The 24,427-nt window shown below is 62.8% G+C and carries 29 protein-coding genes; 15 read left to right on the forward strand and 14 right to left on the reverse strand.

Features of this window, described 5'->3' with window-relative positions; all coding sequences use genetic code 11:
* Window positions 1–3: 3 nt before the first annotated feature.
* The 8 genes from CGZ66_RS15600 to coaD form a co-directional block, all read right to left on the reverse strand.
* Window positions 4–729 (reverse strand): SDR family NAD(P)-dependent oxidoreductase, encoded by a 726-nt coding sequence (locus tag CGZ66_RS15600; protein ID WP_095085046.1) that lies wholly within the window; start codon window positions 727–729, stop codon window positions 4–6.
* 64 nt (window positions 730–793) lie between these two features.
* Complete coding sequence (gene tgt, locus CGZ66_RS15605) at window positions 794–1,924, reverse strand: tRNA guanosine(34) transglycosylase Tgt (RefSeq protein ID WP_095085047.1); 1,131 nt, start codon at window positions 1,922–1,924, stop codon at window positions 794–796.
* Window positions 1,917–2,186 carry a hypothetical protein gene (locus CGZ66_RS15610; RefSeq protein WP_095085048.1) on the reverse strand — a complete coding sequence of 90 codons (270 nt, stop codon included), beginning with the start codon at window positions 2,184–2,186 and terminating at the stop codon, window positions 1,917–1,919. The genes tgt and CGZ66_RS15610 overlap by 8 nt, the downstream gene beginning before the upstream one ends.
* A complete protein-coding gene (gene queA / locus CGZ66_RS15615) occupies window positions 2,176–3,264 on the reverse strand; it encodes a tRNA preQ1(34) S-adenosylmethionine ribosyltransferase-isomerase QueA (RefSeq protein ID WP_095085049.1) in 1,089 nt (362 codons plus the stop codon). Before queA ends, CGZ66_RS15610 begins: the two co-directional genes overlap by 11 nt.
* Window positions 3,264–3,713, reverse strand: a complete 450-nt coding sequence (locus CGZ66_RS15620) for a DMT family transporter (RefSeq protein WP_095085050.1) — start codon at window positions 3,711–3,713, stop codon at window positions 3,264–3,266. The genes queA and CGZ66_RS15620 overlap by 1 nt, the downstream gene beginning before the upstream one ends.
* Before the next feature lie 12 nt (window positions 3,714–3,725).
* Window positions 3,726–4,238 carry a peptidylprolyl isomerase gene (locus CGZ66_RS15625; RefSeq protein WP_095085051.1) on the reverse strand — a complete coding sequence of 171 codons (513 nt, stop codon included), beginning with the start codon at window positions 4,236–4,238 and terminating at the stop codon, window positions 3,726–3,728.
* Window positions 4,239–4,278: 40 nt separating this feature from the next.
* Window positions 4,279–4,866 (reverse strand): peptidylprolyl isomerase, encoded by a 588-nt coding sequence (locus CGZ66_RS15630; protein ID WP_095085052.1) that lies wholly within the window; start codon window positions 4,864–4,866, stop codon window positions 4,279–4,281.
* 16 nt (window positions 4,867–4,882) lie between these two features.
* Window positions 4,883–5,383 carry a pantetheine-phosphate adenylyltransferase gene (gene coaD, locus CGZ66_RS15635; RefSeq protein ID WP_095085053.1) on the reverse strand — a complete coding sequence of 167 codons (501 nt, stop codon included), beginning with the start codon at window positions 5,381–5,383 and terminating at the stop codon, window positions 4,883–4,885.
* Window positions 5,384–5,577: 194 nt separating this feature from the next.
* Here coaD and CGZ66_RS15640 point away from each other — a divergent pair, with 194 nt between their 5' ends.
* Window positions 5,578–5,730 carry a hypothetical protein gene (locus tag CGZ66_RS15640; protein ID WP_095085054.1) on the forward strand — a complete coding sequence of 51 codons (153 nt, stop codon included), beginning with the start codon at window positions 5,578–5,580 and terminating at the stop codon, window positions 5,728–5,730.
* A 69-nt stretch (window positions 5,731–5,799) separates the two neighbouring features.
* Here the strand turns inward: CGZ66_RS15640 and gyrA are convergent, their stop codons facing one another.
* Window positions 5,800–8,598, reverse strand: coding sequence for a DNA gyrase subunit A (gyrA, locus tag CGZ66_RS15645; RefSeq protein ID WP_095085055.1), 2,799 nt, complete (start codon window positions 8,596–8,598; stop codon window positions 5,800–5,802).
* A gap of 210 nt (window positions 8,599–8,808) precedes the next feature.
* Between gyrA and CGZ66_RS15650 the strand changes: the two genes are divergently transcribed.
* Window positions 8,809–10,509 (forward strand): SulP family inorganic anion transporter, encoded by a 1,701-nt coding sequence (locus tag CGZ66_RS15650; protein ID WP_095085146.1) that lies wholly within the window; start codon window positions 8,809–8,811, stop codon window positions 10,507–10,509.
* Entirely contained in the window at window positions 10,506–11,126 is a 621-nt protein-coding gene (locus CGZ66_RS15655) for a ParB-like protein (RefSeq protein ID WP_095085056.1), read from the forward strand. The genes CGZ66_RS15650 and CGZ66_RS15655 overlap by 4 nt, the downstream gene beginning before the upstream one ends.
* Here CGZ66_RS15655 and CGZ66_RS15660 read toward each other — a convergent pair.
* Entirely contained in the window at window positions 11,090–11,989 is a 900-nt protein-coding gene (locus CGZ66_RS15660) for a helix-turn-helix transcriptional regulator (RefSeq protein WP_095085147.1), read from the reverse strand. The genes CGZ66_RS15655 and CGZ66_RS15660 overlap by 37 nt on opposite strands.
* A gap of 105 nt (window positions 11,990–12,094) precedes the next feature.
* On the opposite strand from CGZ66_RS15660, the gene CGZ66_RS15665 reads away from it, so the two are divergent.
* From CGZ66_RS15665 to CGZ66_RS15675, 3 genes are all read left to right on the forward strand, one after another.
* Entirely contained in the window at window positions 12,095–12,631 is a 537-nt protein-coding gene (locus CGZ66_RS15665) for a hypothetical protein (RefSeq protein ID WP_095085057.1), read from the forward strand.
* Window positions 12,632–12,663: 32 nt separating this feature from the next.
* Window positions 12,664–13,041 (forward strand): VOC family protein, encoded by a 378-nt coding sequence (locus CGZ66_RS15670; protein ID WP_095085148.1) that lies wholly within the window; start codon window positions 12,664–12,666, stop codon window positions 13,039–13,041.
* Between the two features lie 164 nt (window positions 13,042–13,205).
* Entirely contained in the window at window positions 13,206–13,835 is a 630-nt protein-coding gene (locus tag CGZ66_RS15675; protein WP_023736559.1) for a MarC family protein, read from the forward strand.
* Window positions 13,836–13,861: 26 nt separating this feature from the next.
* Here the strand turns inward: CGZ66_RS15675 and CGZ66_RS15680 are convergent, their stop codons facing one another.
* The 3 genes from CGZ66_RS15680 to CGZ66_RS15690 are packed head-to-tail and all read right to left on the reverse strand — an operon-like array spanning window position 13,862 to window position 15,295.
* On the reverse strand, window positions 13,862–14,287 hold the full coding sequence (locus CGZ66_RS15680; protein WP_095085058.1) for an OsmC family protein: 426 nt from the start codon (window positions 14,285–14,287) through the stop codon (window positions 13,862–13,864).
* A gap of 48 nt (window positions 14,288–14,335) precedes the next feature.
* Entirely contained in the window at window positions 14,336–14,749 is a 414-nt protein-coding gene (locus tag CGZ66_RS15685; RefSeq protein WP_095085059.1) for a DUF2306 domain-containing protein, read from the reverse strand.
* Between the two features lie 27 nt (window positions 14,750–14,776).
* Window positions 14,777–15,295 (reverse strand): single-stranded DNA-binding protein, encoded by a 519-nt coding sequence (locus CGZ66_RS15690; protein WP_095085060.1) that lies wholly within the window; start codon window positions 15,293–15,295, stop codon window positions 14,777–14,779.
* Window positions 15,296–15,507: 212 nt separating this feature from the next.
* On the opposite strand from CGZ66_RS15690, the gene CGZ66_RS15695 reads away from it, so the two are divergent.
* The 9 genes from CGZ66_RS15695 to CGZ66_RS15735 all read left to right on the forward strand — a co-directional run bounded on the left by CGZ66_RS15695 (window position 15,508) and on the right by CGZ66_RS15735 (window position 24,094).
* Window positions 15,508–15,897 carry a cupin domain-containing protein gene (locus tag CGZ66_RS15695; RefSeq protein ID WP_095085061.1) on the forward strand — a complete coding sequence of 130 codons (390 nt, stop codon included), beginning with the start codon at window positions 15,508–15,510 and terminating at the stop codon, window positions 15,895–15,897.
* Between the two features lie 45 nt (window positions 15,898–15,942).
* On the forward strand, window positions 15,943–16,257 hold the full coding sequence (locus CGZ66_RS15700; RefSeq protein WP_095085062.1) for an ArsR/SmtB family transcription factor: 315 nt from the start codon (window positions 15,943–15,945) through the stop codon (window positions 16,255–16,257).
* A gap of 32 nt (window positions 16,258–16,289) precedes the next feature.
* On the forward strand, window positions 16,290–16,778 hold the full coding sequence (locus CGZ66_RS15705; protein ID WP_245331110.1) for an SRPBCC family protein: 489 nt from the start codon (window positions 16,290–16,292) through the stop codon (window positions 16,776–16,778).
* A 26-nt stretch (window positions 16,779–16,804) separates the two neighbouring features.
* The gene (locus tag CGZ66_RS15710) at window positions 16,805–17,410 is read left to right on the forward strand and encodes an ATP-dependent Clp protease proteolytic subunit (protein ID WP_095085064.1); all 606 of its coding nucleotides are present in this window, start codon (window positions 16,805–16,807) and stop codon (window positions 17,408–17,410) included.
* Window positions 17,411–17,490: 80 nt separating this feature from the next.
* Window positions 17,491–17,793, forward strand: coding sequence for a hypothetical protein (locus CGZ66_RS15715; RefSeq protein ID WP_095085149.1), 303 nt, complete (start codon window positions 17,491–17,493; stop codon window positions 17,791–17,793).
* A gap of 719 nt (window positions 17,794–18,512) precedes the next feature.
* A complete protein-coding gene (uvrA, locus tag CGZ66_RS15720) occupies window positions 18,513–21,434 on the forward strand; it encodes an excinuclease ABC subunit UvrA (RefSeq protein WP_095085065.1) in 2,922 nt (973 codons plus the stop codon).
* Window positions 21,435–21,467: 33 nt separating this feature from the next.
* Window positions 21,468–21,938 (forward strand): GNAT family N-acetyltransferase, encoded by a 471-nt coding sequence (locus tag CGZ66_RS15725; RefSeq protein ID WP_095085066.1) that lies wholly within the window; start codon window positions 21,468–21,470, stop codon window positions 21,936–21,938.
* A 25-nt stretch (window positions 21,939–21,963) separates the two neighbouring features.
* On the forward strand, window positions 21,964–22,770 hold the full coding sequence (locus CGZ66_RS15730; protein WP_095085067.1) for a DUF72 domain-containing protein: 807 nt from the start codon (window positions 21,964–21,966) through the stop codon (window positions 22,768–22,770).
* A 175-nt stretch (window positions 22,771–22,945) separates the two neighbouring features.
* Window positions 22,946–24,094 carry a GGDEF domain-containing protein gene (locus CGZ66_RS15735; protein WP_095085068.1) on the forward strand — a complete coding sequence of 383 codons (1,149 nt, stop codon included), beginning with the start codon at window positions 22,946–22,948 and terminating at the stop codon, window positions 24,092–24,094.
* A 78-nt stretch (window positions 24,095–24,172) separates the two neighbouring features.
* Here CGZ66_RS15735 and CGZ66_RS15740 read toward each other — a convergent pair whose 3' ends face one another.
* Window positions 24,173–24,349 (reverse strand): hypothetical protein, encoded by a 177-nt coding sequence (locus CGZ66_RS15740; RefSeq protein ID WP_095085069.1) that lies wholly within the window; start codon window positions 24,347–24,349, stop codon window positions 24,173–24,175.
* Window positions 24,350–24,427: the final 78 nt, after the last annotated feature.

Consider the following 24,427-nt stretch of genomic DNA (forward strand, 5'->3'; position numbering starts at 1 on the left):
ATATCAGTAGCGTGCCCTGCCGCCCGACATATCGAATACGGCACCAGTGTTGAAGCTGCTCGAATCGGAACACAGCCAGAGCACCAACGCAGCGACCTCGTCGGCGGAGCCGAGCCGTTTCAGCGGGCTGGCGCCGATCATGTCGCTGACAACTTCATTGCCAAGGCGCCTGATAAGGTCGGTATCGATCGGACCGGGCGCTACGCAATTCACCCGAATGCCGGTGTCGCAAACCTCCCGCGACAATGCCTTGGTGAAAGCGATAATGCCTGCGCTTGCCGCCGAATAGGCGGCAAGGTTCGGCAAGCCCTCCTTGCCTGCAAGCGATCCCATGTTGACGATGCGGCCGTTGCCGGCCTTGCGCATGATCGGCAGAACCTGATGCGTGACCTCGAACGTTCCGAGGAGATTGACACCGATGATTCGCTGCCATTCAACCGGCTCGAAGGCCTCAAAGCCGAGGTAGGGACCGAGATAGCCAGCGTTGTTGACGAGGATGTCGATCCGCCCCGCTCGGGCGACGATGTCAGCCAAGGCTTCCCTTATGTCGCCGGCCTTGGTGGCGTCGACAGTCAGGCTGCGGATGCCGTCAGCCGGCACCGGATCGGCGTCCCAGACCCAGACGTCGGCGCCAGACCCTGACAACTGCGTGGCCACGGCTCTGCCGATGCCCCTGGAGCCCCCGGTTACGATCGCCGTCCTGCCGGCAAAGTCGTATGTCACGGCCATAGCCATCCCTCGATTGCAAATCTGCTCTTGGGCAGCCGATCCGTCAATCGCTGGAAGCGCACGCCTAAATGGCTGGGATATCGCCCCGAGCCCAACCTTCCGAAATCTCCGCCGCGCGTGCTTCGAAGGCATGTGCCTCGATTGCCGCACGGATGTCCTGCATCAGCTTCTGATAATACGAGAGATTGTTCCAGGTGAGCAGCATCGCACCAAGCGCTTCCTGCGAGCGCACCAGATGGTGCAGATAGGCGCGTGAGTAGTCCCTCGCCGCCGGGCAGTCGCTTTCCTCGTCGAGGGGACGCGGATCGTCGGCATGGCGGGCGTTGCGCAGATTGACCTTGCCGCGCCTGGTGTAGGCAAGGCCGTGCCTGCCGGCCCGCGTCGGCATCACGCAATCGAACATGTCGATGCCGCGCGCCACCGATTTCAGGATATCGTCAGGGGTGCCGACGCCCATCAGATAGCGCGGCTTGTTTTCAGGCAGTTCAGGACAGGTGATCTCGAGCATCTCGAGCATCACCGCTTGCGGCTCGCCGACGGCCAGACCGCCGACCGCATAACCCTTCAACTCCATCGCGCTCAGTGCCTGAGCCGAACGCACCCTGAGTGCCGCGTTGTCGCCGCCTTGCACGATGCCGAACATCGCCTTGCCCGGCTGGTCGCCGAACGCCGTCTTGCAGCGCTCTGCCCAGCGCAGCGACAGCTCCATGGCGCGCTCGATCTCCTTCAACTCGGCCGGTAGCGCCGTGCATTCGTCGAGCTGCATCTGGATATCGGAATCGAGCAAACCCTGGATTTCGATCGAGCGCTCCGGTGACATCTCGTAGGCGGCGCCGTCAATGTGCGAGCGGAAGGTGACGCCTTTTTCGGTCAGCTTCCTCAGCTTGGACAGCGACATCACCTGGAAACCGCCGCTGTCGGTCAGGATCGGATGCGGCCAGCGGGCGAATTCGTGCAAGCCCCCAAGACGCGCCACGCGCTCGGCGCCGGGCCGCAGCATCAAATGGTAGGTGTTGCCCAGGATGATGTCGGCGCCAAGGCCGCGCACCTGGTCCATATACATTGTCTTGACGGTGCCGCCGGTGCCGACCGGCATGAAGGCAGGCGTGCGGATTTCGCCGCGCGGCATGTCGATCACACCGCGCCGCGCCTTGCCGTCTGTCGCCAGAACCTTGAAGCTGAACGGCTTAGCCATTGAATTCCTTGTCATGAACCGGGGCGCCAGGTGCCTGTTTGTCGAGCGACTGGCGGTATTGGATGCAGCCACGCAAGAATTTCGGCCAGGGCGGCACGGCGATCGACGGCTCGGTCTTCTCCGGCAGCAGGTCCCACAGATCCGGGTGATGCCAGCACAAATCATGGCCGGTGGCGTCGCGATGCTGGCGAATGCCGGTGCGCAATTTCTTCACTTCCGCGATCAATGCATCGCGGTCCAGGCTCACGAGATCATCGTCCATCGCTCATCTCCGCTCGATAAAGCAGGCTTGCGTCTCCATAGGAGTAGAACCTGTAGCGGTTCTCGATGGCATGCGCATAGGCCGCACGCATCGTATCGAGACCACTGAAGGCCGACACCAGCATGAACAGGGTCGAGCGCGGCAGGTGGAAATTGGTCATCAACATGTCGGCGGTGCGAAAGCGGTAGCCGGGCGTGATGAAAATGTCGGTCGGACCGGACCATGCAACCAGGGTACCGTCCGCGCGCGCCGCGCTTTCCAGCAGGCGCAGCGAGGTCGTGCCGACAGCGACGATGCGGCCACCCCTCGCCTTGGCCGCGTTGAGCGCGTCGGCGGTCGCCTCGCTGACCGAGCCGGTCTCGGCGTGCATCTTGTGGTCGGCGGTGTCATCCGCCTTCACCGGCAGGAACGTGCCGGCGCCGACATGTAAGGTAACGAAGCGGCGCTCGACCCCCTTGGCGTCGAGTATCGCAAAAAGCTCCGGCGTGAAATGCAGGCCTGCCGTGGGTGCGGCAACGGCGCCTTCTTCCCGGGCATAGATGGTCTGGTAGTCAGCCCGGTCGCGTTCGTCGTCGTCGCGCTTCGAGGCGATATAGGGCGGCAGCGGAATATGGCCGACCGCATGCAGCGCCTCGTCCAGGAAGGGCCCCGACAGGTCGAAGCCAAGCAGCGCTTCGCCGCCCTCGCCTTTCTCGATCACGGTGGCGTCGAGCTGGCCGAGGAAACAGGAATTGCCATCATGGCCGAAATGGATACGGTCACCGGCGGCAATGCGCTTGCCCGGTCGCATGAAGGCCAGCCAGCGGTCCGGCGCCATGCGCATGTGCAGCGTGGCTTCGACCTGAGCCTGCGCCTCGCCGCGCCGTCTGATGCCCTTCAGTTGCGCCGGAATGACCTTGGTGTCGTTGAAGACCAGCACGTCGCCGGCCCTGAGCAAGGACGGCAGGTCGCCAACCGACCGGTCGTCGAGCCCGTCGCCGGGCTTGACCACCAGCATCTTGGCGCTGTCGCGCGGCTCTGCCGGACGAAGCGCGATACGCTCCTCCGGTAGGTCGAAGTCAAACAGATCGACGCGCATCAGTAGAGCCGGACGAGCAGCGCTCCGGCCAGCAGCAGCACCGCACCGGCGACGCGGCCGAGCGAGATTTCACGCACCGCGACGCCAAGGAAGCCAACGCGGTCGATGAGCATGCCGGCCAGCAACTGTCCCGCCACCAGAAACGCCATCAGGGCGGCGGCACCGATGCGCGGCGTCAGGATGGTCGAAAGCGTCACATAGAAGCCGCCAAGCATGCCACCGGCGATGAACAGCCACGGTGCCGGCGCCTTCCAGTCGAGCGTGACGCCTTGCAGCTTCACCACCGTGACGGAGATGATGCCGAGCACCACCGCGCCCGACAGGAACGAAAACGCAGCCGCCGCGACCGGGAGCCCCAGGCCGCGCGCCAGCTGCGAATTGATCGGCGCCTGAATGGCAATGAAGGCGCCGGACAGGATGCCGAGAAGCGACCAGACGACGCCCATCATTGATGTTTTGCCTTACTTGACGTCGGCCGCGACCTTCAGCGACACGATCTTGTCGGGATCCGGCACCGGCTCGCCGCGCTTGATCTTGTCGACATTGTCCATGCCTTCGATGACCTGGCCCCAGACCGTGTACTGGCGGTTGAGGAAGGCGGCATCGTCGAAGCAGATGAAGAACTGCGAATTGGCCGAGTTCGGGTTTTGCGAACGGGCCATCGAACAGGTGCCGCGCCCATGGTTGGCGTTGGAGAATTCAGCCTTGAGGTCGGGCTTGTCGGAGCCGCCCATGCCCGCACGCGACGGAGCAAAGGAGGGCTTGCTGGAATTGCCGAACTTGACGTCGCCGGTCTGCGCCATGAAGCCGTCGATGACGCGGTGGAAGACCACGCCGTCATAGGCGCCTTCGCGTGCCAGTTCCTTGATACGGGCGACATGGCCGGGCGCCAGGTCGGGGAAAAGTTCGATGACGACGTTGCCCTTGGTCGTCTCCATGATGAGCGCGTTTTCGCGGTCCTTGATCTCGGCCATGTCAGATATCCTTTTCAGAAAACAGAGTTATTCGACAACTTTACTTGTCTGCGGCGATGCGCACCTTGAGCATCCGGTCAGGGTCGGTGACCGTGCCATTGTCCGCTTCGTCGCCCTTCTTGATGTGGTCCACCAGCTCCATGCCGCTGACGACGGTGCCGACGATGGTGTATTGGCCATCGAGGGGCGGCGCCGGCGCGAACATGATGAAGAACTGCGAATTGGCGGAGTTGGGGTCCTGCGAGCGGGCCATGCCGACCACGCCGCGCTTGTAGTGTTCGGTCTGCGAGAATTCTGCCGGCAGGTCGGGTTGATCGGAACCGCCGGTGCCGACGGCCTCGGCGCTAAAACCCTTCTTCATGTTACCGAACTTGACGTCGCCGGTCTGCGCCATGAAGCCGTCGATGACGCGGTGGAAGGCGACGTTGTCATAGGCGCCCTGGCGCACCAGCTTCTTGATCTGCGCGACGTTCTTGGGTGCCAGATCGGGCCGAAGCGCGATGGTGACGTCGCCGTCCTTCAGCGTGATGATCATGGTGTTTTCCGGGTCGGCGGCGAAGGCCGAGACAGACGACGTCACAAGACCGGCAAGCACAATGAGGAACGAGGCAAGCTTTTTCAGCTGCATATCTATCTCCGGGATCTTATTTCGCGAATTTGGCGGTGAGCGCACCGGCAACCGCCGCCGGCACGAAGGGGCGGATGTCGCCTCCCATCGAGGCAATCTGGCGGACAAGTGTGGCGGTAATGGTGCGCACGGACGGGCTGGCGGGCAGAAAAACCGTCTGCAGTTCAGGCGCCATGGTCTCGTTCATGCCGGCCATCTGCATCTCGTAGTCGAGGTCGGTGCCATCGCGCAGGCCTCGGATCATGATCGAGGCGCCCTGCTTCCTGGCCGCGTCGATGACCAGCCCGTCGAAGGCCACAACCTTGATGCGCGCACCGTCGCGGCCAAATAAAGTCTTCGTCGCACTCTCGATCAGCCCCACCCGTTCCTCGAAGGAAAACAGCGGCTGCTTGCCCGGGTGGATGCCGATGGCCGCATAGACGACGTCGGCCACCGCCAGCGACGCTTTCAGCACGTCGAGATGGCCGTTGGTCAACGGGTCGAAGGAGCCGGCATAGAGGGCGATGCGTTCAGTCATGGCTGGTGCTTCTAACGAGCCTCTCTCGCAAAGGCAAATCCGATTGGCGAGCCGGTCGTGAACCTTTTCCGCCACGTGAACGACAGATGAACATGCTGATCACGAAGCCTTCACGCAGCGTTCACTAGGTTGCACCTTAATAAGATGAAACCAAAATCCCATATCTTCGTTGTTAGGCGCAGGAGAACACACACATGCTGATCTACATGCTCGCCACCGCAATGACCGTCGCCATGCTGATCGCCACCGTTTTCGGCTTGCATCAGGAGGCTCAGCGCATCCGCATCAAGGCCAATACCAAGCGCTTCGAAGGTTTTGGCCCCCGCAAGCCATATCGCCACTACTAAGTTTCGCCTGAACGTGCCACCACGCCGGCCCATGGGCCGGCGTTGTTATGTCGAAACCTGGCGCTGGACTTATTCAGCGCTGTCCGGGCCGGCGTCCGCCGTTGGATCAATCTCAGAGCCGGCGCTTTCTTCGATTTCCTCGTCCGCCTGCGGTTCGGATATCCGCTCGACCGAAACCACCTTTTCACCTTCAGCAGTGTTGAAGATGGTCACGCCCTTGGTGGCGCGGCTGGCGAAACGGATGCCGTTCACCGGCACCCGAATGACGGTACCGCCGTCCGACACCAGCATGATCTGGTCGTCATTGCCGACCGGGAAGGTCGCCACCAGCCTGCCGATCTCGGCTACCTTCGAAACGTCGGTGGCACGAATGCCCTTGCCGCCGCGTCCGGTCAGCCGGAAATCATAGGACGACGAGCGCTTGCCGTAGCCATATTCGGTCACCGTCAGCACGTACTGCTCGTGCTGCTTGAGGAATTCGTAGCGCTCGTCGGAAAGCTCCGTCTCCTCGCCGACCTCTTCATTGGTCAGCGCGATCTCTTCCTCTTCGCCAGCCGCGATGCCAGCGGCAAGGCGCCGTTCGGCCGCTGCCCGCTTAAGATAGGCGGCACGTTCGGCCGGCGGCGCATCGACATTCTCGATCACCGACATCGAGATGATGCGGTCGGTCTCGGCCATGGTTATGCCGCGCACGCCGACCGAATTGCGGCTCTGGAAGACGCGCACGTCGCCGACCGAAAAGCGTATGCACTGGCCGGAGCTGGCGGTGAGCAGCACATCGTCATTGTCGGTGCAGGTCTCGACGCCAAGGATCTCGTCGCCCTCCTCCTCCAGCTTCATGGCAATCTTGCCGTTGCGGTTGACCTGAACGAAGTCGGAAAGTTTGTTGCGTCGCACGGTGCCACGCGTGGTGGCGAACATCACATCGAGCTCGCCCCAGCTGGTCTCGTCCTCGGGCAGCGGCATGATGGTGGTGATGCGCTCGCCCTGCTCCAGCGGCAGCATGTTGATCAGCGCCTTGCCGCGCGATTGCGGGTTGCCGATCGGCAGCCGCCAGACCTTCTCCTTGTAGACGATGCCGCGCGAGGAGAAGAACAGCACCGGCGTGTGCGTGTTGGCAACGAACAGCCGGGTGACGAAATCCTCTTCCTTGGTCGACATGCCGGAGCGGCCCTTGCCGCCGCGGCGCTGCGCCCGGTAGAGCGACAGCGGCACGCGCTTGATGTAGCCCGAATGGCTCACCGTCACGACCATGTCCTCGCGCTGGATCAGGTCCTCGTCTTCCATGTCCGCGCCACCGTCGGTGAGCTCGGTGCGGCGTGGCGTGCCAAACTCGTCGCGAACGGCGGCGAGCTCATCCTTGACGATCTGCTGGACCCGCGCGCGGGAAGACAAAATGTCCAGGTAGTCAATGATTTCGGCGCCGATCGTGTTCAACTCGTCGGCGATCTCGTCGCGGCCGAGCGCGGTCAGGCGCTGCAGGCGCAGTTCGAGGATGGCGCGCGCCTGCTCCTCGGACAGATTGTAGGTGCCGTCCTCGTTGATGCGATGGCGCGGGTCGTCGATCAACAGGATCAGCGATTCGACGTCGCCAGACGGCCACCGCCGCTCCATCAACTGCTCACGCGCCGTCTGCGGATCCGGCGCGGTGCGGATGAGCTTGATCACTTCGTCGATGTTGGCGACGGCGATGGCGAGACCGACCAGCACATGGGCGCGGTCGCGCGCCTTGCGCAGCAGGAATTTCGTGCGCCGGGTGATCACTTCCTCGCGGAAGGCGACGAACGCCCTCAGCATGTCGGTCAACGTCAGCAGTTCCGGCTTGCCGCCGTTGAGCGCAACCATATTGGCGCCGAAGGAGGTCTGCAGCGGCGTGAAGCGGTAAAGCTGGTTAAGGATGACGTCGGCGACGGCGTCGCGCTTCAGTTCGATGACGACGCGGTAGCCCTGGCGGTCGCTTTCGTCGCGGATGTCGGAAATGCCCTCGATGCGCTTGTCGCGCACCAGTTCGGCCATCTTCTCGATCATCGACGACTTGTTCACCTGGTAGGGAACCTCGGTGATGATGATCGACTCGCGGTCGTTGCCGCGCGCCTCGATGTTGACCTTGCCGCGCATGACGATGGAGCCGCGGCCGGTCGAATAGGCGCTGTAGATGCCGGAACGGCCAAGCACGATGCCGCCGGTCGGGAAATCCGGCCCCGGGATGATCTCCATCAGTGCCGGCAGGTCGATCGCCGGATTGTCGATGATGGCGATGGCGCCGTTGCAGACTTCGCTGAGATTGTGCGGCGGGATGTTGGTCGCCATGCCGACGGCAATGCCGCCGGAGCCGTTGACCAGCAGATTGGGGAACCGTGCCGGCAGAACCTTGGGCTCGCTGCCGGACGCATCATAGGTGTCCTGGAAATCGACGGTGTCCTTGTCGATATCCTCCAGCAGCTCATGCGCGACCTTGGTCAGCCGCGATTCGGTATAGCGCATCGCCGCCGGCGGATCGCCGTCGATGGAGCCGAAATTGCCCTGTCCGTCGATCAGCGGCACGCGCAGCGACCAGTCCTGCGCCATGCGCACCAAAGCGTCGTAGATCGAGGCGTCGCCATGCGGATGGTATTTACCCATCACGTCGGCGACCGGGCGCGCCGACTTCACATATTTGCGGTTCCAGTGGTAACCGCTCTCATGCGAGGCGAAGAGAATACGGCGATGCACCGGCTTCAGGCCGTCGCGCACGTCCGGCAGCGCACGGCTGACGATCACGCTCATGGCGTAATCGAGATAGGAGCGCTGCATCTCCTCGACGATGGATATCGGCTCGATGCCGGTGGGGCCGCCGTCGGCGCCGCGCGGTGTCTTTTGGTCGGTCAAATCGGATCACAATCTAATCAGGAATCACTTGCTGCTTATATAGGAAGCAAGCCCGAAACTCCAATATCCGCGACACTTTTCCAGTGTCAATTTTGGTGGTAATTTCAAAAGGATACCACTGATTGCGACGATATGGCCAAGGCGGTTTCGCCGCCACCAAGGCAAAAGCCTGCGATGGACCGTTTTCCCCCAGCGAAAGCCACGAGCGCGATGAATTGGACCTCTTGGCTGCCGTTGCGAGCCCTGAGTGGTTGGACGCCGAGGGATCTGAACGGCGATCTGGTCGCGGGCCTCACACTGGCCGCGATCGCCATTCCCGAACAGATGGCGACCGCCCGCCTCGGCGGCTTTGCTCCCGAGGTCGGCTTCTTCGCTTTTGTTGCCGGTTCGGTGGCGTTCGCCCTGTTCGGTGCCAACCGGCACCTGTCGGCCGGTGCGGATTCGACCATCACGCCTCTGTTTGCCGGCAGTCTCGCCGTGCTCGCCGCAGCCGGGTCGCCACATTATCTGGCGCTGGCCTCCATGCTGGCTTTGATGGTCGGGCTGATCGTGATTCTGAGCGGTCTCTTTCGCCTTGGCTGGGTCGCCGACCTCCTGTCGGTGCCGGTCACGACGGGTTTTCTGGCCGGCATCGCCATCCATATCATCGTTTCGCAATTGCCCGGACTACTCGGCCTGCCCGCCCAGAACGGTCAAACCTTGCGGCGCATCGGTGAGATCGCCGGCAGCCTGCACCTCACCAATCCCTGGAGCCTCGGACTCGGCCTCGGCGTCTTCGGAACCGTATTCTGCGCCGAACGCATCAGCGCCCGCATCCCCGGCGCATTGATCGGCATGGTGCTCGCCACCTCTGCGGTTGCCGTCTTCGGCCTCGAGGATCGCGGCGTCGAGGTGCTCGGCGCCTTGCCCAATGGCCTGCCACGGGCCGGCCTGCCGCTTGCCAGCCTTGGCGATGTGCAGGCGCTGGTCCCGCTGGCATTGCTGATCGCCATCGTCGTCATGGTGCAGACAGCGGCCACCTCCCGTTCCTTCGCGCCGCAACAGGGTGACGCTCCTGACGTCAATCGCGATTTCGTCGGCGTCGGTGCCGGCAGCATCGTATCGGGCCTGTTCGGCGCCTTTGCGGTCAATGCCAGCCCGCCGCGCACGGCAATCGTCTCCCAGTCGGGTGGCCGCTCACAGGTCGCGGGCCTCATTGCCGCGGCCATCGTGCTGACGCTGGGTGCTTTCGGTGGCGGCCTGCTCGCCGATGTTCCACAGGCCGCCCTTGCCGGTGTTCTGCTGTTCGTCGCCCAGCACATTCTGCGCTGGAAGGTGTTCGCCAGCGTCTACCGGCAGGCGCCCGTCGAATTCGCATTGATCCTCATCACCATGGCAGCCATCGTCGTGCTGCCCATCGAGACCGGCGTTGCGATCGGCATCGGCCTGTCGCTCCTGCATGGAATCTGGACCGCAACGCGCACGCAACTGATCGAACTGGAACAGGTGCCGGGGACTTCGGTGTGGTGGCCGCCCAGCGAGCCAGTTGCCGGCGATCAGCTCCCCAGCGTGCTCGTCGCGGCATTCCAGGCGCCGCTGTCCTTCGTCAATGCCGACGGCTTCAAGCGCGGCTTTGTCGATCTTGTCGATGCAAGGCGTGAGAGCGTGAAGCTGGTCGTGCTGGAGGCCAGCAACATCGTCGAGATCGACTACACGGCCGCGCAAGCCCTGATCGACACCATCACCCATTGCCGCAAGGCGGGCGCGATCTTTGCCATCGCGCGGATGGAATCGCTGCGCGCCCAGGCGGCGCTGGCACGATTTGGCATCGCCGACCTGATCGGCCCGCAGCGGATTTTTCACAGTGTCGATGCCGCCATCAGGACGCTCGCTCCGGACCAGCAGCCGCAACAACAGGACAAAGCCAAATGACCACCACGCGGGAACCCTTGTTGACCCCCGTCGCAGTCAGAGATCTACGGCCGACGCAGATCACCGTCGGCATGCGGGAAGTCGCCTTGAAGCGCCAGATGATCCGCTCGCAAAGCGCCAGGAAGACTGGCACTTTTCTCGGCACCCATATGGTCCCGGTCGTGCTGGGGCCGAAGAAGCGCAACTATGTCACCGATCACCACCATCTCGCCCGCGCCCTGCTCGAGGAAGGCATCGGGGATATTCTGGTCACAGTGATCAGCGACCTGTCGGAACTCGACAAGGACGCCTTCCTCTTCGTGCTCGACAATCGCGGCTGGATGCATCCGTTCGACGAGAACGGCAGGCGCCGGGGCTACGACGCCATTCCCAAGACCATGGCCGAGCTCGTCGACGACCCCTACAGGAGCATGGCCGGTGAACTGCGCCGGCAAGGTGGTTTCGCGAAGGACACCACCCCGTTCAGCGAATTCCTGTGGGCGGATTTTTTGCGCCGGCGCATCGACCGGGATGCGGTGGCGAAGAATTTCGACAAGGCGATGAAGGAGGCCCTGAACCTGGCCAAGGCCAAGGACGCCGACTACCTGCCCGGCTGGTGCGGACCGACATCGGACTGACGCCACAAGACCGCAGCGACGGACAAAGCCTGCACAACGCCGCTCGCGCGGCGGGCGCGATAGTCGCCCGGCGTCTCGCCCATGACGCGCAGAAAGCGGCGATTGAACGTCGACAGATCGTTGAAGCCTGCCTCGAAGGCGATCACCGAGACCGCATCGTCGGACAGCCGCAGCCGCACCGCCGCGCGATGCAGCCGGGTCTTGAGCAGGAACTGGTAGGGCGTCATGCCCGCGACCTGCCGGAAGATGCGCAGGAAATGATAGGGGCTGGTCGCGGTCTCGTCGGCCAGCGCCGAAAGCGAGACCGGCCTGTCGGCATCGAGTTCGATCCGCCGCACCGCTTCGGCAACCCGCTTCTGATCGCGGCGGCTTGGCGCGCGCCTGACAGGTGTGGAGCTAAAGGTTGTTGCCACCGCGGCACCCGCAATGCGCAGCCCGAGTTCCTCGAAGGCGTCGATGTCGGCCATCTCGCGAGCGGTTTCCGCTTCGGCGAGTAAGGATGCCAGGGCCGGCAACGGCGGCAGGCGTGGGGCCTCGAAGGCCAGCTTCTTCGCGCCCGGCACACCAGCCACGATCCGTTCCATGTAGGCCGGCCCGAAATGGAACGAGAGGCAACGGTCGCCACTGCCATGTTCATGCCCGCATTCGTAGCATGTGGCGGGATTGCCGAGCAGGAGCGCGCCGGGCGCCAGCATCGCCGTGCCTTGTTGCGTGCGATAGCGGAACGTGCCGCCGGTGACAGCGGCGACGCAGAAATCTCGATGGGCTTCCTCGAACGGCCGCTCACCGGCGCTGGCCGTGCAGATCACATCCGCCACGTGCCAGCCGGCCCCGGATGCGAGAGTACGCGTGGTCGCTGTCATGACCGAAATGTCGCTGTCATGACCGAAATATAGCAATTTTTCCCAAGCCCAGAACCCCATCGCAGCCTACTCCTCCCGGTCTCCTGACAAGAAGAGACCGGAACCATGTACGACCAATCCTCCTTTGCCGAAGCCTTGCACAGTGCCGGACCAATCAACGGACTTGCTGAAAAACTGAACCTCTATGGCCGTTTCGTCGGCGCCTGGACTTTTGACGCCTCCCGCCATCTCGAGGACGGCACGGTGCTGACCGGGAGTGGCGAAGTGCATTTCGGCTGGGTGCTGGAAGGCCGCGCAATCCAGGATGTCTGGATTCTGCCCGCGCGGGACGCCGGCCCCTCGCCTTCGCTCGGCAAATGGACGTTCTATGGCACGACATTGCGCGTCTACGACCCCGCCGCCGACGCCTGGCACATCTTCTGGAGCGACCCGCGCAACCAGTATTACAGCCGGCAGCTCGGCCGTGCCGAACGCGATACCATCGTGCAAGTGGGCGCCGATGGCGCCGGCTCCTCGGTGCGCTGGAGCTTTTCGCGCATCACCGAGAATTCCTTCCGCTGGCTCGGCGAGCGCTCACACGACAATGGCGCGACATGGCGGCTGGAAGTCGAATTCCTGGCGCGCCGAACGGCAACAACCTGACGCTACAAGCCATTGTAACAATGGAGAAAAATATGTTCGATCATATCTCGATCGGCGTTCGCGACGCCGCCGCTTCCAAGCGCTTCTACGATGCTGCGCTGAAACCGCTCGGCTATAGCTGCCTCAGCCAGACGCCGGGCTCGTTGGGTTATGGCGCGCAAGGCGTCGTGCTATGGGTCAACGAGGCCGCGCGGCCGGTGCCATCAGACGCAAAATCCGGCCTGCATTTCTGCTTCGCGGCACCGACGCGGAGCAGCGTCGACGCCTTCCATGCCGGCGGCTTGAGCGAAGGCGGCAGCGATAATGGCGCACCGGGCCTGCGCGCCGACTATGGCGAAAACTACTATGCCGCCTTTGTCGTCGATCCGGACGGTTATCGCGTCGAGGCCTATTGCGGCGCTGCCGGCTGAGGCAAATAATTCCAGGAAAAGCGTGCAACGGGCTTTCCGTCCGTAGCAGCGTCACGACGAAGGGGTGTCGAAGTTTCGGTTTCGTCCCTCCGACAGTTCCCACCGACCGGGCTTTGCTCTACCAATGTCATGGTGCGGGCGCGGCCCGGCGGGAGGGGTCAGAGATGCCGAGCTTCGACAGCCTGTTCAACGCCTTCGTCACCATTCTCGTGACCATCGATCCGCCTGGCCTTGCGCCGCTGTTCCTTGCCGTGACACGCGGCATGAACCGCGAGGAGCGCCAGCAGGTTTCCGTCCGCGCCTCGATCATCGGTTTTCTGGTGATGGCGCTGTTTGCGGTTGCCGGCGCCTCTATCCTGTCGGTCTTCGGCATCACGCTGCCGGCCTTCCGCGTCGCCGGTGGCTTCCTGTTGTTCTTCATCGCTTTCGAAATGGTGTTCGAGCGACGGCAGGACCGCAAGGAGAAGATCGGCGACGTCGCCATCACCAAGGACATGATCCACAACATCGCCGCCTTCCCGCTGGCGATCCCGCTGATCGCCGGCCCCGGCGCCATTTCGGCGACGGTGCTTTTGTCCAGTTCATTCCAGGGGTTCGCCGCGCAGGCGGCGCTGGTCGGCATCATCTTCGTCTGCCTTGCCATCACCTATTTGGTGTTCGTGCTGTCGGAACGTATCGACCGCATCCTCGGCCAGACCGGGCGTTCGATCCTGACCCGGCTGCTCGGCGTCATCCTGGCCGCACTTGCCGTGCAGTTCGTCGCCGACGGCATCAAGGCGCTGATGGCGGGATAGCTCGCGACGACCCGCCGAAGCCGGCCCTACTTCGCCGTTGTATCGATGACTTCGAAATCGTGGGTGATCGTGGCGGTCTTGGCCAGCATCGCGGAGGCTGAGCAGTATTTTTCGATCGAAAGATCGATCGCCCGTTTGACCTTGTCGCTGGAGAGCGACCGGCCCTTGACGACGAAATGCATGTGGATGCGGGTGAACACCCTGGGCTCGGTTTCGGCCCGGTCGGCGTTGAGCTCGACCACGCAATCCTCGATCGCCTCGCGCCCCTTTTCGAGGATATGCACGACATCATAGGCCGAACAGCCGCCGGTGCCGATCAGCACAAGTTCCATCGGGCTAGGTCCTGGCGTCTTGCCTTCCGGTCCGAGCGCGGTTCCCAGCACTACTTTGTGGCCGCTGCCGGATTCGCCGACGAAAGTGCGCTCCTCCACCCACTTTACACGTGCTTTCACCTGATATTCCTTCCACTTGGGGTCATCCGCCTCAAGGATTAAATAGGATCATGGTCCGGCCCGCGCGACGCCAAAGACGACATCGTGCATGACCCTACCCGGCAACAGCGTGAAGATGCCGGCCCCGACCAGCGCAAAGACATACAGCGCAATCATCGACTTGCGATGCTTGGCGACGCGATGATTGTGCGCGTGCCACACCGCCAGCGGTACGGTGACCAGCACCAGGATCGACAGGAGATGGATCGGACTGAAAGGGCCGACGAGGCGGATCTGATGAATCCAGAAACTCGAGACGGCGATGACCAGCATCAGTGCGACCCAGACATAGCCCGCGATGCGATGCCGCCGCGTTCCCTTCGGCAGTGCCAGCTGGGTGGCCCCTATCGCCAGTGCGGCGAAAGCCGCAAAGGCATGCCAGGGAACCGGAGAAGGGGCGGCAAGCAGCGGTTGCAGCGACATTGCCGCCTCTCCGGTGGCTGATTGTCCTCAGAACGGGATTTCGTCGTCCAGTTCGCGCGACGAACCGCCGCCACCGCCGCTCTTGGCGCCGCCGCCACGATTGAAGCTTTCGCTCGGACTGGACTGCCCGAAATCGGAACCACGGCTGCTGCCGCCACCGGCATAACCGCCGACCTGGCCGCCCTCACCCTGTCCGCGCGCATCGAGCATCTGCAGCTCGCCGCGGAATTTCTGCAGCACGACTTCCGTCGTGTACTTGTCGTTGCCGGTCTGGTCCTGCCATTTGCGCGTCTGCAACTGGCCCTCGACATAGACCTTCATACCCTTCTTCAGATACTGCTCGGCCACCTTGGCAAGCTGATCGTTGAAGATGACGACGTTGTGCCACTCGGTCTTTTCCTTGCGCTCGCCGGAATTCTTGTCGCGCCAGCTTTCCGACGTCGCAATGCGGATGTTGACGACCGGCTCGCCCGAGTTCAGGCGACGGATTTCCGGATCTGCACCGAGGTTGCCGACCAGAATGACCTTGTTGACGCTACCCGCCATGATATTTCTCCGCGCTCATCCGAAACAAATTTTTGTCGCAGCACCTTACAGGCTGCAGACCATCGCCGCCTGCTATGGCTGGCTTTTCCCACAAGGTTTTTGTTCCCTTTTCGTTCTATGACGCCCGTGGCATTCTGTCAATGTTTGTCAGCAAGATGTAGTGTTCCGGTCCGAAATTTCCATGAAATCGGGAATGGGTCGGGGGCAATCAAATGAACTCCGTCACACACGAGGACCAGCCGCGCGAGCAATGGCGAGGAGGTGTGGGAACGCGTATGCATGTGTCGGCCAGCAACGGTGCATCGCAACTTTGCATATTCGAGCAATGGGTCGAGCCCACGGTCGGCGCCCCAACGCATTGGCATCCCGTCGAGGAAGTGCTGACCGTTATCGCCGGCAGGGCCGAGATGTGGATCGACGATGAGCACAACGTCCTGACCTCGGGCCAGTCTCTCGTTGTTCCCGCGAACAGGAAACACGGGTTCAAAAACGTCGGCACCGGAACGCTTCACATCCACGCTGTGCTTGCGTCGCCAATCTTCGAGGCGACGTTTGATGGACCTGCCGGGGTGGTGAGGCGCTGGCTTCCGACAAGCTCGTAAAAACAGCGCTTGCCAAATCAATAAGTATCGACTTATGCTTTCGTCATGATCGAAGCAGAGATTTTCCGCGCGCTTGCCGACCCGACGCGCCGCGCCGTCTTTGAGCAGCTTGCTGCTGGCGAAATGAGCGTCTCGGAATTGCGCAGCGGCATGACGGTGTCGCAACCCGCCGTCTCCCAGCATCTGGCGGTGTTGCGCGGCGCTGGCTTGGTGGTCGAGCGGCGAGCGGGCCGCAACGCCTATTATCGCGCCGATCCGCAAGGGCTTGCCCCCTTGCTCTCCTGGATCGAACGCTACCGGACCTTCTGGCCGGAGCGCATCGAAAGGCTGAAGGCGGTTTTGAAGGACATGGATCAATGAAGAGCGTGGGATCAATGAAGAGCATGGGATCAATGACGGACCAAAGCCACGCGGACACCAACACCGCGCCTGACGCGATCGAGTTTGAGTGCGACCTGCCGGAGCCGCCGGAAAAGGTGTGGCGGGCGCTGACCGTGCCAGAGCTGCTCGCCGCCTGGATGATGCCGAACGACATCAGCCCTGAGACCGGCAGCCGTTTTGCCTTCGCCGGGCCCGAGGCGGCGATCGAATGCGAGATCATCGACGCCGAGCCCGAGCGGCTGCTGCGCTATACCTGGCGCGAGCGGCAGCAGCCAGGCGATTCCGCGCGGCAGGCTGGGCTCGACAGCATTGTCACCTTCACACTCGCCCGCACCGTCTCCGGCGGCACGCATCTGCGCATCGTCCATGACGGTTTTGCCCGAACGGCAATGCCCGCTGTTGCCATGGCCGGCGCCGGCTGCAGCCTTTCGCTGGGGTCGCGCAATCCAAGACGGCCGATCGCCGCGAACACGCCTTTGCTGTTGCTGCGCGCGGCCTGAACAACGAAACGGACGGAGACGAAACAATGAGCGGCCTTGCCAATCTGGTTCCGATGGTGATCGAGCAATCGAGCCGCGGCGAACGCGCCTTCGACATTTTCTCGCGGCTGCTGCGCGAGCGCATCATCTTCATCAACGGTGAAATCAACGACGACATTTCGGCGCTGGTCTGCGCGCAGCTGCTGTCGCTGGAATCGGACAATCCCGACAAGGAGATATCGCTCTACATCAACTCGCCTGGCGGCGTGGTGACCAGCGGCTTCGCCATCTACGATACCATGCAATACATCAGCTGCCCGGTGTCGACGGTGTGCATGGGCTTTGCCGCGTCGATGGCCTCGTTCCTGTTGATGGCGGGCACGGCCGGGCGTCGCATCTCGCTGCCGAACGCCACCATCCTGCTGCATCAGCCGCTGGGTGGATTCCAGGGTCAGGCCTCCGACATCCAGCGCCATGCCGAGCGCATCGGCCAGACAAAGCGGCATATGGCCGAACTCTATGCGCAGCATTGCGGCCGCACATATGAAGAGGTCGAGCGCACGCTGGACCGCGACCACTTCATGACGGCCCGCGAGGCTCAGGCCTGGGGTCTAGTCGACCATGTTTTCGACACGCGCAAACAGGCCGCGTGAGGCTGAAGCGTGTCGCCGGCTGTCGAAGATTTGACGACGCCGGTCTGGTCGCCTCGTCGACACGCCACTATAACTGGGCGATGACCGACACTCATCCGTCCAGAACATTGCATCGCGTCATCGCCGTGGTCGTGATCGCTCTTGCCGGCTCCATGAGCGGCACGGCCCTTGCCGACGACAGCTCGCCAGCGGCGCGGAAAGGCGCCCTGCCCGGCGTGACCGGCGACTATCGCATCGCCAAGCCCGCTCCGCAGCCCGAACCCGACGACGCATCCCCCAGCAATGGGAACGGCCAGTTCAAGATCGGCAACACGGATGTCAGGATTTCAGGCAGCATCACAGTTGATGTCGGCGCTGGCGCCACCGGGCTGCCGCGCCACTGATTGCATGATCTGTCCAGCGTCGTGCGCCGCGCCATGGTCGACAAAACAAGCCGCGCATGAAAATGGCCCCGCCGTGCTTTGCGCAAACGGTCGGGGCCTTTTTGGATCTCAAATCCAATTTTGCCGGGAGTGTACTGCCGGCGTTTGATTTCGGATGCTCCGCGGCATTCAGCCGACGATCCGACTAGCAGTCTCTGATTTTTGTGGGATATGGCAGGTCACGGTTTGTCGGGTGGCGCAAACGCTAAACCCTGGCACTTATGCCTGCCACGGCTCCAGCGACACGTGGAGCCTCAAGGGACTGTCCGGTGGCGTCATGCTCCGCTCCATTGTCCGTTGCGACGTCTCGTCCCGAAGCGCAAATCGCGACTGCCTGCGGCGTCTCGCAGGCCGCCTCTGGGCGGCGAGGCCATCGAAAGACGGCCGGCTTCGTTGACTAATGAAGTCTGCTCCCCTGAGTCGGTGGCGTCAACCATCAATAGCCGGTTACCGAAAAACGTGATCGCCGGGAGGTTACGTACAAGTCAGTTTTGCACAGCTTTGTCAGGAGCGTGTTCGGCCTTTGTTCTTTCCGCTTGCCCGTTCACGCGAAAGACGGTTAAACGCTTTTGTCGGGAATTGTGGCGTCTCTCGACGTGGCGGCAAAATTACCTACATAGGGGATGGCCGGGAAAACCCGCCATTCCAGGAAATTCCAGCTTCTGAGGCGGCGACCGGCCATGGCCGACCATAAATATCTTTCCATTCGCGGGGCGCGCGAACACAATTTGAAGAATGTCGATCTCGACTTGCCGCGTGACAGCCTGATCGTCATGACCGGCCTGTCCGGGTCCGGCAAATCGTCGCTCGCCTTCGACACCATCTACGCCGAAGGCCAGCGCCGCTATGTCGAGAGCCTGTCGGCCTATGCGCGGCAATTCCTCGAAATGATGCAGAAGCCGGACGTCGACCAGATCGACGGCCTGTCGCCGGCTATTTCGATCGAGCAGAAGACGACCTCGAAGAACCCGCGTTCGACCGTCGGTACCGTCACCGAAATCTACGACTACATGCGGCTTCTCTTCGCGCGCGTCGGCATCCCCTATTCGCCGGCCACCGGCCTGCCGATCGAAAGCCAGACGGTGTCACAGATGGTCGACCGTGTGCTGGCGGTCGAGGAAGGCACCCGCCTGTTCATCCTGGCGCCGATGGTGCGCGGACGCAAAGGCGAGTACCGCAAGGAATTGCTGGAACTGCAGAAGAAGGGCTTTCAGCGCGTCAAGGTCGACGGCGTCTTCTATGAAATCGCCGACGTGCCGGCGCTGGACAAGAAGTACAAGCATGACCTCGACGTCGTCGTCGACCGCATCGTCGTGCGCGGCGATCTCGCCACCCGCCTAGCCGATTCCATCGAGACGGCACTGAGGCTCGCCGATGGGCTGGCGGTCGCCGAATTCGCCGACAAGCCGCTCGACGCCAGCCAGACCGGCGAGGATTCGGTCAACAAGTCCAAGAACGAGACGCATGAGCGCATCCTGTTCTCGGAAAAGTTCGCCTGCCCGGTGTCCGGCTTCACCATTCCCGAGATCGAGCCGAGGCTGTTCTCGTTCAACAATCCGTTCGGCGCCTGCCCGACCTGCGACGGTCTCGGCAGCCAGCGCGCCATCGACCCCAATCTCGTCGTGCCCGACGAGAACGTCTCGCTGCGCGACGGCGCGGTCAGCCCGTGGGCGAAATCGACCTCGCCGTATTACGCGCAAACGCTTGAAGCGCTGGGCAAGGCCTACAATTTCAAGCTCGGCGACAAGTTCAGGGATTTGAGCGCGGAAGCCCAGGAGGCCATCCTGCGCGGCACCGGCGAGCGCGAAATCACCTTCCAGTATGATGACGGCCTGCGCTCCTACAAGACCACCAAGACCTTTGAAGGCGTCATCCCCAATCTCGAGCGCCGCTGGAAAGAAACCGAATCCGCCTGGATGCGCGAGGAAATCGAGCGCTTCATGTCGGCGACGCCTTGCCCGGTCTGCAAGGGCTATCGGCTCAAGCCCGAGTCACTGGCCGTGAAGATCGCCGGCAAGCACATCGGCGAAGTCACCGAACAGTCGATCCGCAACGCCGACAAGTGGTTCACCGACCTGCCAGCTTCGCTCAACGACAAGCAGAACGAGATCGCCGTGCGCGTCTTGAAGGAGATCCGTGAGCGGCTGCGCTTCCTCAACGATGTCGGGCTCGACTACCTGACGCTGTCGCGCAATTCCGGCACGCTGTCGGGTGGCGAGAGCCAGCGCATTCGCCTGGCTTCGCAGATCGGTTCCGGTCTCACCGGCGTGCTCTATGTTCTGGACGAGCCGTCGATCGGCCTGCACCAGCGCGACAACGCACGCCTGCTCGACACGTTGAAGCACCTGCGCGACATCGGCAACACGGTGATTGTCGTCGAGCATGACGAGGACGCCATCCTGCACGCCGACTATGTCGTCGACATGGGCCCTGCCGCCGGCATCCATGGCGGCGAGATCATCGCCCAGGGCACGCCGCAGCAGGTGATGGCCAATCCGAATTCGATCACCGGCAAATATCTGTCGGGCGCGCTCGAAGTGGCGACGCCCGGCGTGCGGCGCGAGGCGAAGAAGAACCGGCGGCTGAAGATCGTCGGCGCGCGCGGCAACAATCTGAAGAACGTCACCGCCGAAATCCCGCTCGGCACCTTCACCGCCGTCACCGGTGTGTCGGGCGGCGGCAAGTCGACCTTCCTGATCGAGACGCTGTTCAAGGCGGCGTCGCGCCGCATCATGGGCTCGCGCGAGCATCCGGCCGACCACGACCGCATCGAGGGCCTCGAATTCCTCGACAAGGTCATCGACATCGACCAGTCGCCGATTGGCCGCACGCCGCGTTCCAACCCCGCCACCTACACCGGCGCCTTCACGCCGATCCGCGACTGGTTCGCCGGGCTGCCGGAAGCCAAGGCGCGCGGCTACCAGCCCGGTCGCTTCTCCTTCAACGTCAAGGGCGGCCGCTGCGAGGCCTGCCAGGGCGACGGCGTCATCAAGATCGAGATGCACTTTTTACCCGACGTCTACGTCACCTGCGACGTCTGCCATGGCAAGCGCTACAACCGCGAGACGCTCGACGTGCTGTTCAAGGGCAAGTCGATCGCCGACGTGCTCGACATGACGGTCGAGGAAGGCGTCGATTTCTTCGCCGCCGTGCCCGGCGTGCGCGACAAGCTCGATACGCTGAAGCAGGTCGGCCTCGGCTACATCCATATCGGCCAGCAGGCGACGACGCTGTCCGGCGGCGAGGCGCAGCGCATCAAGCTGGCCAAGGAACTGTCGCGCAAGGCGACCGGCAAGACACTCTACATCCTGGACGAGCCGACCACCGGTCTGCATTTCCACGATGTCGCCAAGCTCCTGGAAGTGCTGCACGAGCTGGTCGACCAGGGCAACACGGTGGTGGTCATCGAGCACAATCTCGAGGTGATAAAGACCGCCGACTGGGTGCTCGACCTCGGCCCCGAAGGCGGCGACGGCGGCGGCGAACTGGTGGCGTCCGGCACGCCGGAAGCGATCGTGCGCGAAAAGCGCAGCTACACCGGCCAGTTCCTCAAGGAGCTGCTGGAGCGGCGCCCCGGAGGCAAGCGCGAAGCGGCGGAGTGATGGCGAACCAGTCGGCGCTTGGAGAGCATTTGAATGACAATCCGAAGAGCGCTTCCCGGTGATCTCGAAACGGTCGTCTCGCTGACGGAAGCCGCCTACGCGCCCTATTCCACGCTGTTCGGCGCGCCACCGATCCCTGTTACCGAGGACTACGCTCCGAGGATCGAACGCGGCGAGGTCTGGCTTCTGGAGCGTGACGGCGAGCTTGCCGGTCTGCTCACTTTGGAACGGCATGACGACCACGCGATGATCTTCTCAGTCGCCGTCGCGCCAGGATTTCAGGGCAAGGGCTTTGGCATTGCCCTGCTCAAACACGCGGACGACCAGACGCTGGCGTGGGGCCTGCCCGAGGTGCGGCTCTACACGAACGCCAAAATGGAGCGGAACATCGCGCTCTATCTGGCCTATGGTTTCCACGAAACGGGTCGCCGGCCCAATCCATACCGGCCAGGATGGGTGCTCGTCGACATGGCGAAGCCGGTCGACAAGATCACGACGGCCTGATTTTTCTGAATTCGGGAGGATGGCAATGAGCAAATCGGGAACAATCCGCTCCGGCATGGGCGGCTGGACGTTCGAACCCTGGGATACGTCCTTTTATCCCGAAAAGCTCTCCAAGGCCAAGCAACTACAATATGCCAGCCGGCAGGTGTCGAGCATCGAGGTCAACGGCACCTATTACTCCAGCTTCAAGGAACCGACCTTCGTCAAATGGGCGAGCGAAGCGCCAGACGGTTTCGTCTATTCGCTCAAGGGCAACCGCTTCGTCACCAACCGGCGCGTGCTCGGCGAGGCCGGTGAATCGATGATGCGCTTCCTCGGCTCGGGCGTGGTGGCGCTCGGTGAAAAGCTCGGACCGATCCTGTGGCAGTTCGCGCCGACGAAAAAGTTTGACCCGGACGATTTCGAAGCCTTCCTCAAGCTGCTCCCGGAAAAGCAGGACGGCGTTGGGCTGCGCCACGCGGTCGAGGTGCGCAACGACAGTTTCATGGTGCCGGAATTCGCGGCGCTGGTGCGCAAATACAAGGCGGCGATCGTCTATGCCGACCACGCTAAATATCCGGCCATCGCCGACGTCACCGGCGATTTCATCTATGCCCGGCTGCAGACCGGCAGCGACGACAATCCCGATTGCTACACGCCGGCAGGCCTGGATGAATGGGCCGCGCGCGCCAGGACCTGGGCCGAAGGCAAGGTGCCGGACGACCTGCCGCGCACCGATCCCTCGACCGAAGCACCCGTCAAACCGCGCGACGTGTTCGTCTACTTCATCACCGAGGGCAAGGTGCGTGCGCCGTTCGGCGCCATGGCGCTGTTGAAGCGGGTGGCCGACTAAGAACATCGGCATAAGACTTTCACGCCAAGCGCCTCTCCTATGCGTTTTTGGGGCAGGAAGGCGTCCAATCGAGGCGATTTCGGCACATTCGTAACCTTATCGATACCTCCTTGCTGCATGAATCCAGCCTGGCCAAGCCGCAGAGCTGGGATCGCCGCCGGCAAGGAACGAGGGCATGTCGCTCGACTACACTTCACTTCTGCTGGCTGTTGGATTTTCCGCCACCTGCCTGAGCCTGACACTGTTTGGTATGTGGTTGACTGCTCGCTCGGAGAAATTCCTGCTGACATGGGCGGTCAGCCTGCTGTTGGTGGTCGCCGACATTTTTGCCTATGACGCCTATATCGACATGCCCGGGCGCCTGCTTGGCATTGCGACCGTCGCCCTGCTCCTGCTTGGTTTCTCAGCCATGCTGGGCGCGGCCTACCAGTTCCGAACCGGCGGCTCGCCGATCCCGCGAACGGTGGTTGGCAGCATATCGCTGACCGTCGTGCTGCCTGCCATGGCTCTCGGCTATGACGGTCTCGGCTTCATGCTGGAGAACCTGTTTGCTGCCTTGCTTCTGTTCGCAACGGCGCTCGAATACTGGAAGGGTCGCAACGAAGCGCCTGCCCTGACAATCGGCATCACGGCGCTCTATTCGGCCACGGCCACGTCCTTCGCCCTCTGCGCCATGGTTCTCGCCTGGGACGGAAAGCTGATCCTTGGGCATGCACCAAGCAATTGGGCCGAGGAGTTGAGCCTCATCATCGTCATCGCCAGCATGACCGGCATTGGCGCGCTGTCGCTGGCGCTCAATCAAGGGCGTCTGGCCAGGCATCACCGCCACAATGCCCTGACCGACCCGCTGACGGGCCTGCTCAACCGGCGCGCGCTGTTCGACCTGCATGGCAGTGCCCCGGTCGGCGCCTTCACCGCTGTGGTTGTGTTCGACCTCGACGGCTTCAAGTCCATCAACGACGAATTCGGCCACGCCGCTGGCGACGAGGTGCTGAGGGTGTTCGCCAGGGAACTAGCCGGCAATCTTCGCCCGACCGACGTCGCCGCGCGCATGGGCGGCGAGGAATTCGCGCTCGTGCTGAAGCGGACCTTGCCCGAAACGGCGGAGGCCACGGCCGAGGCCATACGGTCCGCCTTCGCCGCGTGCCGCATCGAAACCGAGACGGGTTCGCTGAAATGCACGGTCAGTGCCGGATTTGCTTTCGGCACCAAGGAGGGCCTCAGCTTCGACAAGGTGCTCAGCGCCGCCGACAAGGCGCTCTACGCCGCCAAGCGCGGCGGCCGCAACCGCGTCACCGCCTCGCCACTCCGGCGCGTGGGTTAACTGCGATCCAGAGATGTCGACCGTATTGTCAGAGCAGCCTTGCCTGTTTCGGCAAGTCGATCGTGAGAGAAGCCAGCCCTATGCCGCCATGACGATTTCGTTGAAAGCATCGAGATCGACATAGAAGACCTTGGTGATTTCCTCGATCAGTTCGTCGCGATGGTACCCCTGGGACCTCAATATGTTGATCGCGGTGATGATATCGACGCGTTCGGTTAGCCGCCGCTTCTGATAGTCCTCGACGTAACGTTCCATGGCAGTCCCTTAGCCTGTGTGCCCAAACGCGTTGAACGACAATCAGATCGCAGGAGGGAAGCTAGGAATGCATGCTTG

The sequence above is a fragment of the Mesorhizobium sophorae genome (assembly GCF_002270415.1).
In the GTDB taxonomy this organism is placed as follows: Bacteria; Pseudomonadota; Alphaproteobacteria; order Rhizobiales; family Rhizobiaceae; genus Mesorhizobium; species Mesorhizobium sophorae.